The 16,238-nt window shown below is 43.6% G+C and carries 18 protein-coding genes; 9 read left to right on the forward strand and 9 right to left on the reverse strand.

Features of this window, described 5'->3' with window-relative positions:
* The coding region (locus EWV68_RS06185) for a hypothetical protein (RefSeq protein WP_287169207.1) at positions 1 to 218 on the forward strand (218 nt) is incomplete at its 5' end.
* Between the two features lie 135 nt (positions 219 to 353).
* On the opposite strand, the gene EWV68_RS06190 is transcribed toward EWV68_RS06185, so the two are convergent.
* The 4 genes from EWV68_RS06190 to pyk form a co-directional block, all read right to left on the reverse strand.
* Complete coding sequence (locus tag EWV68_RS06190) at positions 354 to 1,793, reverse strand: ATP-binding protein (protein WP_061430947.1); 1,440 nt, start codon at positions 1,791 to 1,793, stop codon at positions 354 to 356.
* A 289-nt stretch (positions 1,794 to 2,082) separates the two neighbouring features.
* Positions 2,083 to 3,921, reverse strand: coding sequence for a molybdate ABC transporter permease subunit (gene modB / locus EWV68_RS06195; RefSeq protein ID WP_287169208.1), 1,839 nt, complete (start codon positions 3,919 to 3,921; stop codon positions 2,083 to 2,085).
* Positions 3,922 to 4,133: 212 nt separating this feature from the next.
* A complete protein-coding gene (gene modA, locus EWV68_RS06200; protein ID WP_287169218.1) occupies positions 4,134 to 4,931 on the reverse strand; it encodes a molybdate ABC transporter substrate-binding protein in 798 nt (265 codons plus the stop codon).
* Positions 4,932 to 5,145: 214 nt separating this feature from the next.
* The gene (pyk, locus tag EWV68_RS06205; protein ID WP_287169209.1) at positions 5,146 to 6,567 is read right to left on the reverse strand and encodes a pyruvate kinase; all 1,422 of its coding nucleotides are present in this window, start codon (positions 6,565 to 6,567) and stop codon (positions 5,146 to 5,148) included.
* A gap of 208 nt (positions 6,568 to 6,775) precedes the next feature.
* Between pyk and bchM the strand changes: the two genes are divergently transcribed.
* From bchM to EWV68_RS06230, 5 genes are all read left to right on the forward strand, one after another.
* Complete coding sequence (gene bchM / locus EWV68_RS06210) at positions 6,776 to 7,468, forward strand: magnesium protoporphyrin IX methyltransferase (RefSeq protein WP_002758172.1); 693 nt, start codon at positions 6,776 to 6,778, stop codon at positions 7,466 to 7,468.
* A gap of 3 nt (positions 7,469 to 7,471) precedes the next feature.
* Positions 7,472 to 8,239: a 3-methyl-2-oxobutanoate hydroxymethyltransferase gene (gene panB / locus EWV68_RS06215; RefSeq protein WP_147072148.1), complete on the forward strand. Its 768-nt coding sequence runs from the start codon at positions 7,472 to 7,474 to the stop codon at positions 8,237 to 8,239.
* Positions 8,232 to 8,726 (forward strand): peptide-methionine (S)-S-oxide reductase MsrA, encoded by a 495-nt coding sequence (msrA, locus tag EWV68_RS06220; RefSeq protein ID WP_287169210.1) that lies wholly within the window; start codon positions 8,232 to 8,234, stop codon positions 8,724 to 8,726. The genes panB and msrA overlap by 8 nt, the downstream gene beginning before the upstream one ends.
* A 51-nt stretch (positions 8,727 to 8,777) precedes the next feature.
* A complete protein-coding gene (locus EWV68_RS06225) occupies positions 8,778 to 9,086 on the forward strand; it encodes a carbon dioxide-concentrating mechanism protein CcmK (protein ID WP_002732196.1) in 309 nt (102 codons plus the stop codon).
* Positions 9,087 to 9,190: 104 nt separating this feature from the next.
* Entirely contained in the window at positions 9,191 to 9,538 is a 348-nt protein-coding gene (locus EWV68_RS06230; RefSeq protein WP_008200430.1) for a carbon dioxide-concentrating mechanism protein CcmK, read from the forward strand.
* Positions 9,539 to 9,605: 67 nt separating this feature from the next.
* On the opposite strand, the gene EWV68_RS06235 is transcribed toward EWV68_RS06230, so the two are convergent.
* From EWV68_RS06235 to EWV68_RS06255, 5 genes are all read right to left on the reverse strand, one after another.
* Positions 9,606 to 9,932: a hypothetical protein gene (locus EWV68_RS06235; RefSeq protein ID WP_287711436.1), complete on the reverse strand. Its 327-nt coding sequence runs from the start codon at positions 9,930 to 9,932 to the stop codon at positions 9,606 to 9,608.
* A gap of 78 nt (positions 9,933 to 10,010) precedes the next feature.
* Positions 10,011 to 11,528: a uroporphyrinogen-III C-methyltransferase gene (gene cobA / locus EWV68_RS06240; RefSeq protein ID WP_061430938.1), complete on the reverse strand. Its 1,518-nt coding sequence runs from the start codon at positions 11,526 to 11,528 to the stop codon at positions 10,011 to 10,013.
* Positions 11,529 to 11,582: 54 nt separating this feature from the next.
* Positions 11,583 to 12,500, reverse strand: a complete 918-nt coding sequence (locus EWV68_RS06245) for a phosphatidate cytidylyltransferase (protein WP_287169214.1) — start codon at positions 12,498 to 12,500, stop codon at positions 11,583 to 11,585.
* Positions 12,501 to 12,542: 42 nt separating this feature from the next.
* On the reverse strand, positions 12,543 to 13,133 hold the full coding sequence (cbiT, locus tag EWV68_RS06250) for a precorrin-6Y C5,15-methyltransferase subunit CbiT (RefSeq protein WP_287169216.1): 591 nt from the start codon (positions 13,131 to 13,133) through the stop codon (positions 12,543 to 12,545).
* Positions 13,134 to 13,759: 626 nt separating this feature from the next.
* On the reverse strand, positions 13,760 to 14,212 hold the full coding sequence (locus tag EWV68_RS06255) for an SRPBCC family protein (protein WP_002758186.1): 453 nt from the start codon (positions 14,210 to 14,212) through the stop codon (positions 13,760 to 13,762).
* A 104-nt stretch (positions 14,213 to 14,316) separates the two neighbouring features.
* On the opposite strand from EWV68_RS06255, the gene EWV68_RS06260 reads away from it, so the two are divergent.
* From EWV68_RS06260 to EWV68_RS06270, 3 genes are all read left to right on the forward strand, one after another.
* The gene (locus tag EWV68_RS06260) at positions 14,317 to 14,679 is read left to right on the forward strand and encodes a cupin domain-containing protein (protein ID WP_002736559.1); all 363 of its coding nucleotides are present in this window, start codon (positions 14,317 to 14,319) and stop codon (positions 14,677 to 14,679) included.
* A 5-nt stretch (positions 14,680 to 14,684) separates the two neighbouring features.
* Positions 14,685 to 15,524, forward strand: coding sequence for a prephenate/arogenate dehydrogenase (locus tag EWV68_RS06265; protein WP_061430935.1), 840 nt, complete (start codon positions 14,685 to 14,687; stop codon positions 15,522 to 15,524).
* A 74-nt stretch (positions 15,525 to 15,598) separates the two neighbouring features.
* The gene (locus tag EWV68_RS06270) at positions 15,599 to 16,057 is read left to right on the forward strand and encodes a nitrate reductase associated protein (RefSeq protein WP_147073249.1); all 459 of its coding nucleotides are present in this window, start codon (positions 15,599 to 15,601) and stop codon (positions 16,055 to 16,057) included.
* The last annotated feature ends 181 nt before the right edge of the window (positions 16,058 to 16,238 follow it).

The following is a 16,238-nucleotide window of genomic DNA, read 5'->3' on the forward strand; positions in this document are numbered from 1 at the left end:
AGCGATTTTTGTCAATTGTTTTTTATCTAGAGCGAACTAATCAATTAAGTCTCTTGCCAGATAAGGATTTAGTCGATTTATGCCCCCCTATCGAACCATACCAAGTAACGAAGAACCATGATATCGAACATGATTTTAGTGCATTAAAGAGGGCAAGAATGTATGCTCCTGTGGGGACACCCCTTGATGAAATTATTCGTACTTATTGTGTCGCCTAGTGTCTCGTTCTTATTTGACCTCATCATCGGCTCCTTCTAGCAATAAAAACCGATCCTGTGACATAATTATTTCAGTAACGTATTCTTCAGGAGTTAACTTGAATCCGTTCATAAAGTCGATAATTATCTAAATTTTTAAAAGGGAATGTTAATGTTTTCCAAATCATCATCTAGTATATAGATTTGATCTTCACTTCCAAGAGTATCGGTATTTATATTAGCGTTTGCCGTTGGTTGTAGTTCAAGTTTTATCATTCTCTCTCGATATTTGGATGCAATTACAGCAGAATGAGTACAAATAATGAGTTGTTTCTCATCAAGTTGTTTAACCATTTCTGGTAATAATTTACGTTGCCAATCAATGTGAAGTGAAATTTCAGGTTCATCAATTAAGACAACCCTACCACCTGTCATGTGACTGGCGGCATAAATTAAACCTACGACTTGTCTTTCTCCAGAAGACAAAATTTGCAGACTATGAATAGCTTCTTCATCACCAATTTTAACACCTAATTTCCCTCTGCCTTGAGGTAAGCTTGTAGAACCTATTTTTAATTGCTTTCTCTCTAAAAATCCATTGACTGATTCAAGATATCTTTCAATACTAGAATAAGCTTTTATTTGTGCATCTAGTCTTTGTTGAAGAGATCTTTTATACACGGATAAAACTCTACTAGCAATAGTTTTGTATTCTGGATATGATTCAAAGGCTCTCAACTGTTCTATTAATTTGTTATAAACATCATCTGATTGATCACGATTAACTTGAAAAGGTGAATTTTGCAATTTTTCCGAAAGTTCTATTATTTCTGTAATAACTTCGTCTGGCTCTTTTGTATTATCGTCTGTCTCAAATGATTGAGAAATAGCTTGAGAAAATTGAAGAAAAGCTTGTGAAAGCAAATTTCTATCAAGACTAGCAATTTTTAATTGAGCTTCTGTTAATTCTGAATTAATATGTTCTTCTATTTCTATCGGTGAAGGATACTCAAGTCTAGGGACAAATTTCCCAAATAGAATCCGAGCTAATTCGGTTGATCTGGCGGAACTTCTTAGAACTTTTCTAAAATTAGGTGATCTTCGGGCAAAATGTCTAATTTCATTTTCATCTAAGGTAGCCCATGCCTCAATCATTGTTCTAAAAGCAGGGAAATAAGTTGCTTTTAAGTCAATATCTTGCTTCTTCTTAGAAGATGATGGATAATAACGTGGAGAGAATTGAGAGAATAAAATTTCGCTATTTTCTTCTTGCTTTTCTTCTTCTAATAATTCTGCAAAACTGTAAGAATAGATTTTTTGATTATTAACAAAGACTGTTGTTACTGTTTGAGGAGAATTCTGCTGTTCTATCAATATTTCCGTATCATCATCTAATGTAATGGTTAATTTTTGAAATTTTAAATGGCCAAAACGTCTAAAATCTTCGTTTACGGCATTAGCAAGAATATGCAATACAGTGGTTTTGCCTGTGCCATTACTTCCATGAATAATATTAACTCCATCTTGAAAATCAAGATTAATATCAAATCTTCCATGTATTCCAATCGCTTCTAAACGCTTAATAAATCGAGACATACCTTTAATCTCCTATGACAGTCTCAAACGAAAATTATAATCTAATATGAAACTTTTCTCAAGTTTTTTCCTAAGCTGATCCGAGCGGGTAATAATAACTAACACTGAGAGAGCCTATTTTAGTGCGATCATCGACCTTGACATTGGTAAATTCGGTTCTTCGGTTTGTGTTATGCAATAGACGGGGGGTATAAGGTATGTAACCCTTATAGAGAAAGACATTTGGAGATTTTTATCAATTGCTTTTGCTCTAGAGCGAACTAATCAATTAAGCAGAAAAATTAACCCATTACTTTAATAATAATAAACGCTGGGGAGATAAAGTAACAGTCCAAGGCAAAGCTTGCTCCTTAATTTCTAACCATTTATCCTTATATAACTCTGCTTGGATATGAAAATCGCGGTCGTGGTTGGAGGGTTGATTAAGTTTCAGATAGAGAGTCACCCGATGGGGGCCTTCAATGGCATTAGCTAACCAACAGGTAAAAGTATTAATATCGCCTAAATCTCGACCAAAAATAATTTGATGGGCGCGAATTCCCGTATAGGCTAAATAGTCGGGAATCCCGGGGACGGTGTGTAATTTAACATCCCAATCAATGGCCTCCAATTGTTGATTATTAATGATTATAGCACGGGAAAAATTCTTACAGCCCGTAATTTTTGCCAAACTAACGCTATCTGGTCGCTCAAAAATTTTCTGTTTAGAATTATTAGCAATTGCCCGCCCTTTTTCCATAACTAATAAATTCTCACATATTCGATAGGCTTCATCCATATTGTGGGTAACAAAAATTGTCACGCCATCGTAATTACTTAAAGTTTTGATCATCTGACGTTCTAATTGAGCGCGTAGATGGGTATCAAGGGCAGAAAAAGGCTCATCTAATAATAAAGCTTCCGGACGACTAGCTAAAGCGCGAGCGATGGCGACCCGTTGCTGTTGTCCCCCCGATAATTGATGGGGATAACGGTTTTCCATGCCGGGTAACTGCACTAATTCTAATTGGTTGGCAATCTGCTGACGGATAATTTTTGTGGGCAACTTTTGCGAGAGACCAAAAGCGATATTTTCTGCCACGGTGAGATGGGGAAAAAGGGCATAATTCTGCACCACAAAACCGATACGACGCTGACGACTGGGGAGATTAATTCCCTTTTCGGAGTCGAAGAGAATGCGCCCATTTAAGACAATACGACCCCTTGAGGGCGTTTCCACACCAGCCAGCGATCGCAAAATCAGGCTTTTTCCCGACCCCGAAGCCCCTAATAGTCCTAGGGGCTGATTTTGGCAGTTAAAAGTTACCGAGAGGTTAAAACCGGGTAAACATTTCTCTATATCGACAAATAAGCCTATTTTATCCCTATAATGCTGATTTTCAGCTGCTAAAAGGGCAAAATCGCGACCCTCCCAGGGTGGCAGCCAGTCCTCCATCTCGTTAGGTTTGCTTTCTCCCGGTCGTCCTAATTGCTGTTTGCGTTGACTTTGCCAGAGATTAACGGCGATAATCCCCGATAGGGAGATTAACATGATAATAAACACCCATATCCAAGCCTCAGTCATCGCTCCTGCTTCCACAGCGAAGAAAATCGCCATCGGGATAGTTTGAGTTTGCCCCGGAATATTACCCGCTAACATCAAAGTCGCCCCAAATTCCCCCAAAGCGCGGGCAAAAGCTAGGGTTAATCCCGCTAATACCCCGGGGAAGGAGAGGGGCAAAAGTACGCGCCAGAATATTTTCCCTTCCGATGCCCCTAGGGTGCGGGCAACCTGTAGGATGTTGGCATCCACCTGTTCAAAAGCCCCTAGGGTGGTTTTGTACATCAGGGGAAAAGCCACCACCGTCGCGGTGATAATGGCGGCATACCAAGTAAAAACGACGCGAAAGTTAAATAAGTCTAATAACTGTCCTAATGGTCCGTTTTTGCCGAATAGGAGCAGTAAAATGAAGCCTAGCACCGTCGGGGGCAAGATTAAGGGCGCGACGAAAACTCCCTCGATTAGGGATTTCCACCGTCCGCGATAGCCTAACATCCAATAAGCGGCGGCAATACCGAGAAAAAAGATGATTATCAGGGCAATGGTGGCGGTTTTCAGGGATATCCATAGGGGGGAAAAGTCTGGCATTTTTCAGGGGTCAGGGGTTGGGTTTTGGGGTTTTGGGGTTTTGGGGTTTTGGGGTCTTGGAGTGTTGGGGTGTTGGAGTGTTGGGGTGTTGGGGTTTTAGTTGAAATTCCCCACTACCCCACTTCCCCACTTCTCCACTTCTCCACTTCCCCACTTCCCCACTTCTCCACTTCTCCACTTCCCCACTTCCCCACTTCTCCACTTCCCCTAAATTATCTGGCTATTCCGAAGCCGAATTTTTCAAAAATGTTTTTAGCGGCTGTCCTGGTGAGATATTGGGCGAAAGTCTTGGCAGCTTGCGGGTTTTTGCTGGCTTTAATCACAGCTATGGGATAAATAATCGGAGAATGGAGATTATTGGCAGCCGTGGCCACCACTTTTACCCGGTCGGAAATTTTGGCATCGGTGAGGTAAACAATGCCAGCATCGGCGTTACCGGTTTCTACGGCGGCGAGAACATTGCGGACGGAGTTGGCAAAGACCAGTTTTGGTCTTATTTGCTCTAAAATGCCGAGATTTTTCAGAACTTCTTCACTGTACTGACCGACGGGAACGCTGCGCGGTTCACCCACGGCAATTCTTTGGACATTACTGTTAGTCAGGGAACGAAAATCGCTGATTTTTAGGGTGGAATTCTTGGGAACGATTAAAACTAGGCGATTAGTGAGCAGGTTTCTTCTGGTACTTGTATCGATTAAACCAGCTTTTGCTAAAGCGTCCATTTGCTTAGTGGCAGCCGAGACGAAAACATCGGCCGGCGCACCTTGTGTAATTTGCTGTTGCAAAGCTCCCGACGCACCGAAGTTATAGTTAACTTTAATGTTGCCATGGGCTTTTTCAAACCCCGGCTTGATTTCTTCTAGGGCCTCTTTGAGACTAGCGGCGGCAGAAACTAGAATTGTCTGGGTTTGTGCAGTGGCGATAGTAGAGGAAAAAAGGTTTATGTCTGGAGATAATAAGCAACTAAGGACAATTGAGCCGATAAAAGCCAGAAAATATCGTCTTTTCATCAAGATTGACAGCAAGCGATCGATATTTATATTTCTATCACAACCAATCCACCGCCCAAAATCTGTATCTAGGGTTTGCGGCAAAAAGTTTTTCTTGGGGAAGTGGGGAAGTGGGGTGTAGGGTGTAGGGTGTGGGGTGTGGGGTGTGGGGAGAATAAATAGAAATAATCTCCTATCTCCTATCTCCTGTACCCTGACTCCTGAATCCTAGAACTTAGGGAATCCTGTGAATTTTGAGGAAATTAGTGCCTTTAGTTTTCTGCATGGGAATTCCCGCCATAATCAGGATTTTATCGCCCGATTGCGCTAGATTTTTCTGAAGCAGAATTGATTCCGTTTGCTTTAACACATCCTCAAAGACGGACACCTGATGATCAAGAAGAATCGGGATCACACCCCAGACTAGATTGAGACGGTGATAGACTCGTTTATTGGGAGTCATGGCAATGACGGGAACCGAGGGACGTTCCTTAGAAGCCAGTAGCGAAGTGTAGCCAGAGGTGGTAAAAGTGACAATATAACGGAGATCAAGGGTTTGATCGATCGCCACTAAAGCCTCACTGAGAGCGTGAGTTTCATCGGACTGATTGGGGGGAGCATTATCAAACTTCACATCCGCTTCCACATCATGGGCGATTTTGGCCAACATAGCCACAGCTTTGACGGGAAAATCTCCCACTGCTGATTCCCCCGATAACATCACCGCATCGGTTCCATCGATAATCGCATTAGCCACATCACTAGCCTCGGCCCGAGTCGGTCGGGGATTGTTAATCATGCTTTCTAACATCTGGGTGGCAGTGATGACGGGAATAGTTTTCATGTTGCAGAGTCTGATAATGCGTTTTTGCAACATGGGGACTTTTTCGGGACTTAATTCTACCCCCAAATCGCCCCGGGCCACCATAATTCCGTCACATTCCTCGATAATTGACTCCAAATTTTCGATCGCTTGCGGTTTTTCAATTTTAGCCATCACTGGCATATCTGCATGATTTCTCTCGGCTAAAAATGCCTTAATCGCCTTGATATCTTCTCCTTTACGAACAAAACTGAGGGAAACCCAATCAACCCCCTGAGAAAGACCAAATTCTAGGTCTTGTTTGTCTTTTTCGGTCATGGAAGGTAAGCGCAAATTGAGACGGGGTAGATTGACTCCCTTGCGACTCTTGAGAATTCCTCCCTCCAACACTTGACATTTTAGGTCTTTTCCGTTAATTTCAACGATTTTTAGCTCTAATAAGCCATCATCAAGGAGAATTTGCTCACCTAACTTGGCTTCCTCGGCCAGATAGGGATAATCGATCGAAACGGTGTTCGCTTCTCCCCGATACTCATCCATGGGTACAAGGGTGAGATAATCGCCGTCGTTGATGGTAATCGAACCATTGGGGAGATTACCGACGCGAATTTTCGGCCCTTGTAAATCTTGCAGGAGAGTGATAGGATTGTCTAATTCTTGAGAAATTTGCCGTAAAAGGGTAACAACTCTCGCATGATCTTCGTAGCTACCGTGGGAAAAGTTTAGCCGCGCTACATTCATCCCCGCACCGATCATCTGCTTGAGGACTTCTGGCGAATTACTGGCAGGGCCGATCGTGGCTACGATCTTAGTTCTATGGGTAATAATTGACATGGAACCCTTACTAATCGATCTTGGGACGATTACATGATATTCACTTTAGGTTAACTAAAAGTGAAGTGGAAAACAAATTAAGCTTTTCCACAGACTTGCCATCGCTCCGAGTCCTTTCCTGACTGCTCAGGAATCAGCCCAGCGGCAACGGTTGAGATCTTTAAGGTAGGATAAACTAATAACCATCTCCGCTCGTTTAGATTTCGTTATGACCAACACATTAGACGATAAAGCCATAGTCAAGGACTATTTTAACGCCACAGGATTCGATCGCTGGCGCCGGATTTATGGGGATGGCGAAGTTAACAAAGTACAAAAAGATATTCGCATCGGTCATCAACAGACGATCGATACCGTTATCGGTTGGTTAGAAAGTGATGACAATTTGCCCAATCTCTCGATCTGTGATGCCGGTTGTGGAGTCGGTAGTCTTAGTATTCCCCTCGCTCAAGCGGGCGCAACTATTTTCGCCAGTGATATTTCTGAGAAAATGGTGACAGAAGCCAAGGAAAGAGCAGCCAAAGAGTTAGCAGATACCAGTAAACTCACCTTTGCCGTTCAAGATTTAGAAGCATTAACCGGCCAATATCACACGGTCATCTGTCTTGATGTTCTTATTCACTATCCCACAGAAGAGGCATTAGGCATGATTAAACACCTGGGATCCCTAGCTCAATCCCGTTTAATCCTCAGTTTTGCCCCTAAAACCTGTTTATTAACCATTCTCAAGAAAATTGGTCAATTTTTCCCCGGTCCGAGTAAAACCACTCGCGCCTATCAACACAAGGAAAAAACTATTGTCGCCGCTCTCAACGAAAATGGCTTTAAAATTGAACGGACGAGTATGACTAGCACTCGTTTCTATTTTTCCCGTATCCTCGAAGCTGTCCGCAGTGAATAAATAATGGCAGTCACCACCAGCAAATTAATCGAGTGGAAACAGCAAAAACGCGCGATTGTCACCCTCACAGCTTGGGATTATCCGATCGCTCGACTGCTCGATCAAGCAGGAATTGATATTATCTTGGTAGGTGATTCCTTAGCTATGACCGCTTTGGGCTATCCTACCACTTTACCGATCACCCTAGAGGCGATGATTCACCACGCGGCGGCCGTGTCTCGTGGGGTAAAACAAGCTTTAGTTGTCTGTGATTTGCCTTTTCTCAGCTATCAGGAAAGTGTCAGTCAGGCAATTCACTCCGCCGGAAGGATGTTAAAGGAAGCGGGAGTGCAAGGGGTAAAATTAGAGGGAGGTTATCCCGCTATGATCGAGACTATTAGCCGTTTAACCGAGATAGGCATCCCTGTTATGGGTCATATCGGATTAACTCCCCAGTCGGTCCATCGGTTAGGATACCGTCAGCAGGGAAAAACTCCATCGGATGCACAAAGATTAATCGAGGAAGCTTTAGCCTTGGAGAAAGCGGGAGTATTTGCCCTCGTTTTGGAACATATTCCCGCCAATTTAGCCGCTACTATTACCGATAAATTGACTATCCCGACGATTGGTATCGGTGCGGGGGAAGATTGTGATGGTCAGGTGTTAGTAACGGCGGATATCCTAGGATTAACCGAAAAAGCTCCCCCTTTTGCCAAAGTTTATGCTAATTTAAGCGAAGCAATTACAAAAGCAGTGGTGGAATTTGCCAAGGATGTGAGGGGAAATGAATAGCGGCGAAAAAGCTACCTTTGGGGCCGGCTGTTTTTGGAAAACCGAGGACGCATTTCGGCGTTTATCGGGGGTTTTAGCGACTTCTGTGGGTTATATGGGGGGACATTTTCCCAATCCTAGTTATCTCGATGTGTTATCGCGAATTACCGGCCATGCGGAAGTGGCACAAATTGCCTATAATCCCCAAGAAATAAGCTATGAGGCGTTATTAGCCGTTTTTTGGTCAATCCATGATCCGACTCAGTTAAATCGCCAAGGACCAGACCGGGGAGAACAATATCGATCAATTATTTTTTATCACACCCCGGAACAAAAGTTAATCGCCACTGCTGGCAAGCGTCAACTACAACTATCGGGAAAGTTTCAGCAGGATATCGTTACTTTGATCGAACCCGCAGGAGATTATTATCTGGCCGATCAGTCCCATCAACAGTATTTGGAGAAAAAACAGGCTCGATCGGTCGAGGATTTCCAGAAGAAAATATAAATACAGGTTCGGGGTATAATGTAAAATTGCTTTCGCAGGAGATCAGGAAAAATGCCCGAGGCGGTCGGAGTCATTCAAACACTGGGTTTTCCCCCCGTTTTAGCGGCGGCGGATGCCATGGTTAAAGGGGGACGAGTCACCCTAGTTTATTTCGATCTAGCGGAAAGGGGCGAATTTTTGGTGGCGATTCGCGGTCCGATTTCCGAGGTTAAACCAGCAGTAGAGGCAGGATTAGCGGCGGCGATGACCGCTTTTGGTGGTAATGTGGTCAGTCATTACATCGTACCGAATCCTCCAGAAAATGTACTGGCAGTTTTACCAGTGCAGCATACGCCTAAGTCAGACCGTTTTCGCAGTTAATTTCCCTAGCGATTTACCCCAAACTAGACTATAGTTAAAGACTGGAAAATAGATTGGATTCTATCAATTAAACTTATCTGATTTTTGTTATTAGGAGTTAATTTATGACAGCCCAACCCGCGGTGGGATCGATCGAGACCAAAGGTTTCCCCGGTATTCTAGCGGCCGCCGATGCGATGGTAAAAGCAGGACGGATCACGATTGTTGGTTATTTAAGGGCAGGAAGCGCCCGTTTTACCCTCAATATTCGTGGGGATGTACAGGAGGTAAAAACCGCTATGGCTGCCGGCATTGAAGCCGTCAATAAAACCGAGGGGGCAGCTTTAGAAACTTGGGTAATTATTCCCCGTCCTCATGATAACGTGGTGGCTATTTTACCGATCGATTATAGCGAGGCAGTGGAACCTTTTCGCGCTGCTGCCGACGGTGCGATCGCTCCGATTCGTCGTTAATATTCAAGGTCAATTTTTTGTTACTGGTTGGAACTTGTCTAGTTCCAACTTAGTTTTTGATGATGATTTAAGTTTTAGTCAGAAAACCGAATTTGATAATTGCTGCAACAGTTGCACCGATAACAGTGACTATCAAAGCCCATATTTGAGCCGTTGCCGTTTCTTTCAAGTCTTTGACATCTTCTTTGATTTGGGAAACTTCGGTCTCTATTTTCGGCAATACTTCTAGTTTTATTTCGATTCCCTTCAGGTTTCTGACATCTTCTTTGAGTTGGGAAACTTCGGCCTCTATTTTCGGCAATACTTCTAGTTTTGTTTCGATTCGCTCTAACCGATTGTCAAGTTTAGCGAGAATATCTTTTAAGTCAGTTTCAATGATCATAGGGTTACTCATGGGGAGATTCCTAGATTTTTATGGCTTTGTTTATCGTCAGGTTTGGGAATCGCCGTCTGTTTTACGGCGGCGAGGATGTCAGGTCTTACTCGACTCGATTAGAGCGCTAGTCAACCCTTCTAGGGTGTATTCTCGCGCCTCGATATCAACACGACCAAATAACTCTTGACAGGTTTTTGAAGTTTGCGGACCGATAGAAGCCAGACAAACTTTTTCTAATAGGGAATTAACCGATAATTCTGCCGTTTCTTGCAGCAATAACTGATAAAAATTCTGGACGGTTTTGGAACTGGCAAAGGTGACTATATCGACTTTCCCATCTCGAAACGCTTCCCAGATGCCACTATCCATGCGTGCCGGACATCCGGAATAATATGCGGCCACTTCCGTCACCTGACCAGCTTTGGCCGTTAATTCCTTAACTAATATGTCTCTGCCTCCCGTTTCCACGCGAGGAAAGAGGAATTTTTGCCCCCTAATCGGGTCGGGGAACTCGTTTACCAAAGCATCAGCGACAAAATCCCCCGGGATAAAATCCGCTTTTAATCCGCGTGAGTGTAAAACTTGGCTGGTTTTTTTGCCCACCACGGCGATTTTTAGGGTCGCTAAAGCCCTAGCATCTTTTCCCCAAAATGTCAAGCGATCGAAGAAAAAATTAACAGCATTGGCAGAAGTTAAAATCAGCCAATCAAACTCTTTTAACTGACCGATGGCATCGTCTAAACCTTGCCAACGGTCGGGGGGACGAATCTCTAAAGCGGGCATTTCCAGAACTTCTGCGCCTTGATTTTGCAAAATTTCGCTAAATTGACTCGTTTGCTCGGCGGCACGGGTAATAACAATAGTTTTACCTCCTAGGGGTGGGGGAGAGGACATAATCGCCAGATCCACAACTTGACCAATGACCATAATAGAGGGTGAGAGGGACACCCCGGCGGTTTGAGCGAGAATATTTTCTAAAGTGCCGCGCCAAATTTGTTGATCCTTGCGTCCCGCCTGGCGGATAATAGCGATCGAGTCGTGAATATTCCGCCCATTTTGGCATAATTTCTCGATAATTTGCCCTAAAGATTGACCGGCCATCAATAGCACCAGCGTATCAATTTTAGCTAAAGCTGACCAGTCGAGAGACTCGGGATCGTGAGCGCTCAAGACCGCAAAACAGCGACTAATATCCTTTTCCGTCAGGGGAATTCCGGCCAATAAAGGAGCGGCCAAAGCGGAGGAAATTCCAGTTATCAGTTCAAAATCACAGCCAGCCCGCTTTAAGGCTAACATTTCAGGATATACTCGCCCAAAAACCCCGGGATCACCACTTTTGAGCCGAATAACTCGTTTTCCCTCTTGACAATAATTAACCAATATCCGATTAATCTGATTTTGCTCGGCGCTGGGTTGTCCTCCCCGTTTGCCCACATCGACTAAAACACAGGTTTTCGGCACGAGGGAGAAGATTTGACTATCCACTAGGGCATCATACAGCAAAACCTCGGCCGTGGCTAAAATTGCTCGCGCTTGCAGGGTGAGAAAACTGCTCTGACCGATTCCCGCACCGAGAAGATAAACTTTACCCCGGGGATAGACGACTCCTGACATAATCGCAAATTTGGGTTTAATCTTTAATTTAGCACTTGGAGAAGAAACAAATTACTAGCGCAACCAGGGCAGCAGTAAAGTGACGAAATAATATACTAGGGGAGCGGTGAAGACATAACTATCAGTGCGATCAAGTATACCACCGTGACCGGGGATTAACTGCCCGGAATCCTTGACCCCGGCATCGCGTTTCATCATCGATTCGGTCAAATCGCCCAATAAACTGACAATACCAATTAATAAGCCCAAAATTAGGCCCGTCAGCTGCCAATAGGGCCAATCTAAATACCAAGCACCCAACTCGGCCACCGCTATACTGCCTAAAATGCCAAAAAAGGAACCTTCCACGGTTTTTTTGGGACTAATCAGCGATAAACTGGTTTTACCTAACCATTTTCCCATGATATAAGCTCCGATATCGGCGGCCCAAATGCAACCGAAAGCTAGAAAAGTCACCGTCAAAGCGGCCGGGAATAATTTCGGTTCCATCCAGGATTCTGGCCAATATCCCATCAGGGGTAAGTTACTGGCCATAGCCACGGGACCACTTTCGGGAGAAAAACCGACCCGTAAACGAATCCAATAACTAGGTAAGTAACCACCATAAAACAGACCGAGAATTGAGGTGGAAATGTCGGCAATTGTCGCCATTTTGGGCTGAAAGAGCAGATAAAAACAAATTAACGCCCCAGCGAGGGGAAACATGGCATCGGTGAGGGGGGCTGCCATAGTTGCCGTCAGTAGTAATAATTGCGAAACTACGAGAGTGGTTTTAGCGGCCGGTTCAATGCCTTTAGCGCGAACTAAGCGAAAATACTCCAATTGTCCCAAAAAGACGATAACACCGATGCCGAGGGTGAAATACCAACCCCCAACGATAATAATTCCCAGTGCGAAGGCAATAGCAAAAATAGCGCTGACAATGCGTGGCCAAGGCATGGTTAATCCAGAGAAGTTAGGCGGCATTGTCATAATTATATAGATTAAGAAAACTTTATGGAAGGTTATCCCCAATTAAAGTTTATCGCCACTCAGGATGAACATGGGATCAACGGCGGCAAAAACTTGGTGAATACCCCTAGTTTCTAGGCGATTTACTGCCGCTTGGACAATCTCGATATTACGCGCCTGTAAATTAGAAAAGCCTTCGGAAAATTGATAGAGGGTTTCTAAATTATTGGCCGTAGCCACGATGCGGCCGTTGGGTTTCAGGTATTGCCACACTTCTTGCAGAACCGATTTAATCGGTTTGCCGCCCTCGATACAGACGCAATCGGGTGCTAGGGATATATTGGGCAGACAATCGGGCGCGCTGCCTTCAAAAACTGTAACATTTTTTACCCCGAAGCGATCGCAATTACGGCGGATTAAACTGGCCACTTCTTCATCCCTTTCAATGGCAATAATCGGACTATTGGGGCATAATAAGCCAATTTCAACGGGAATAGTGCCAGTTCCCGCCCCGATATCCCAGAAAACCCCCCCATCACCTAACCTCAAAGCGGAAATCATCAATAATCTCACCTCGCGTTTACTCAAGGGAATCCCGGGCAAACGTTCAAACAATTCATCGGGAATACCGGGGGTTTTATATAACCAAGTCATGGGGAATCAATTATTGAGAAGCTTCACTACCAAGCATTATTATATAAATTTGTCCAAGTTTCTTTATTAAGTAAACAGGGACTTTTCTAGTGGGACTTAGGCGTTTTCGGTCAGCAAAAAAGGCTCAAACCATTACGGGACAAAGGGTTAACCTCGATTGATGATTTTCCTTGATATATCTGGGTTTCAGCGATTTTGGGCTTCTCGAAGTAAATCCCAAGCGGGGATTGGAGTTGAGGCTTTTCTCGATTTGTTTTTTGTCTAAGTCCCACTAGAGATAAAACCCTGATTATCGAAAAAATCGGGTCTAAAACCTCGCCTTAAGGCGAAAAGTTTTTGGAGCGGGGCATAAATTCCCGTTACAAAAACGGCCTCCTGCCCCCTGCCTTCGTTAACAGTTATCAGTTATCAGATGTGAGTTTTTAATTGTGCAGTTATCTTAATGGTGAGGTAGGAAGTTTTCCTTTTGGGGAGTCGGTCGTCGGTGGTCAGCAATAAGCTGTACTGCGTTCAAACCGCGCGGGGGAATTTTAGTACAAATGCTCACCACCCTCTCCCTGCTCCCTGCTCATAGACAGTCTTAACGAGCAATTTAGATAGTCAACAGCTTACTGCCGATCATTACCTCACCTTGGCGGCGTATTATTGACAATATTGAGAGCATAAAGGCGAAAACGCTCTAGATCGGCTTGCAGGGTTGATTCCACCACTCGACCGAGGAAAAGATTATCCATCAATTTTCCTAACCAACCTGGTATAGCATAGGCTGCTGTCAGTCGCACAATACTCCTACCATGACGGTCATAAAAACGAATGGCCCCGCGGTTAGGCAAACCGTCCACGGATTCCCATTGAATCATCTGGTGGGGGACAATTTTCAGTATCCGTGACAACCAAGTAAATTCTAGACCACCACTGGCTAACTTCCAACGGGAAAGCTCTGGCTCCTCCTCTAGAATTTTCACCGATTCGATCCATTTCATCCACTGGGGCATTTGTTCTAAATCTGACCAGAGAGCCCAAACCAGATCGATCGGCGCGTCCACTTCTACCTGTACACTATGTTCTAACCAAGTCATTCGTTAATTCTGGCGATGCTGAATATTTCTATGATAACGGCTATTAGTCTTTAGCTTTTGACTCAATGATAAAATAAAAACAATCTTCGAGGTTTAATTTTACTATGTTAATCAGAAAACTGCTCGAATGTGAGGAATTCATCGCCGGTGATCATACCCGATTGCGCGAGTTATTGCATCCCGATAAACAGCCGTTAAATCTACGTTATAGTTTAGCCCACGCCTGGGTAGATGTGGGGGAAACTTCTACTCCTCACGCTTTAAAAACTGCGGAAGTTTATTATATTTTGCAAGGACAAGGGGAAATGCACATCGATGAGGAAGTGCAATTAGTGACTGTCGGTGCTGCCATTTATATACCTCCTCTAGCTAAACAATATATTCATAATTGTGGGGAGGAACCCTTAATTTTCTTGTGCATTGTCGATCCTGCTTGGCGACTAGAAGACGAAATTATCTTTGAGTAAACCTAATGAATATTGGCATTATTGGACTGGGTTTAATTGGTGGTTCCTTGAGCTTAGATTTCCGCTCACAAGGTTATAAAGTTTTGGGAGTTTCTCGTCAACAATACACCTGTGATATCGCTGTGCAAAAAGGAGTTGTAGATGAATCTAGCACCAGTTTAGAATTATTAGCTACTGCCGATTTAATCTTTATCTGTACTCCTATACATTTAATTGTGCCAACTTTGGAAAAATTAACTCCCTATTTAAAAACCCAAACGATTGTCACCGATGTGGGATCAGTTAAAGGGGCAATTGTAGCCAATTGTGGCCAATTGTGGCCAAATTTTGTCGGTAGTCATCCTATGGCTGGGAAAACCGAACAGGGAATTAATGCGGCACAATGTGGTTTATTTGTCAATGCCCCATATCTGATTACTCCCCTTGAATCTACCCCTAACTTTGCCGTGGAAATCTTAACTGAAATCGTGCAGAAATTAGGCTGTAAAATTTATTATTCCTCCCCCGAAGAACACGATCGAGCCGTGGCATGGATTTCCCATCTGCCAGTAATGATTAGTACCAGTTTAATCCAAGCTTGTGCGAAAGAACAAGACCTGAATATTCGCCAATTAGCGGAAAATTTAGCTAGTTCTGGTTTTCGTGATACCAGTCGCGTCGGTGGTGGCAATCCCGAATTAGGTTTAATGATGGCTAAATACAATCGTCAAGCTTTATTGATATCTTTGGCAAATTATCGGCAAAATCTTGATCAAATTGTTGACTATATCGCAGGAGAAAAATGGCAGGAAATAGAGGAAATTCTCGTTTCTAGTCATCAATATCGAGCCAATTTTATTCAATAAAAATACGATTTTACTCAGCAATTGTCTCGCGGCACTGTATCATAGATTTATACTCAGCAAACCAATAAAATGATATGACCACCTTTTTCGACTTTGAAGCCGAATTTGTTGACTCCTTACGTTGCCTACCGATGACCGTAAGAATGAAACTAGATACCTGTGGAGTTAAATTAAAATTATCCCATTGGATGCAGTTGAGTCAACCGGAAAGAATGGTATTAGTTAATATGGCTTGTACGACGGCAGCAGAAGCCAAAATCTATCGAGATTTTCTGCAAAAATTAATCGCCGAAAAAACTGGCAATCCCCCGGAAGAACTAGCAATAGATCCCGATCCTGCTTGGCTAGATGATAGCCAGATTCCCGATACAGTCCGAGAAAAAGCTAGAGAATTCCAGATCGAAATTAGTTTAGAACAATGGCAAAAATTGCCACCATCCCAACGGTTTGCCCTGATTAAACTCAGTCGTCCGGGTCATGAAAATCTCAACTTCTATCCGGCCCTGAAAGAGTTCCATATAGTCGATGCCTAACTCAAGAACCTATGCTATATTAAGTTTGTTTCTACCTTACTTTCATGACAAGCAAAAAGGAGATCAGGCTCTTCGGGAATTGTTATGCAAATAATTAACTTAAAATAAAATTCGATGAGAGCGCCTACGCTCAAAAGTAGCTGAAATCCATACAGGGAAGGACTTAAGGCACAAACAGGTT

The sequence above is a fragment of the Microcystis sp. M_QC_C_20170808_M9Col genome (assembly GCF_007095495.1).
Taxonomy (GTDB): domain Bacteria; phylum Cyanobacteriota; class Cyanobacteriia; order Cyanobacteriales; family Microcystaceae; genus Microcystis; species Microcystis aeruginosa.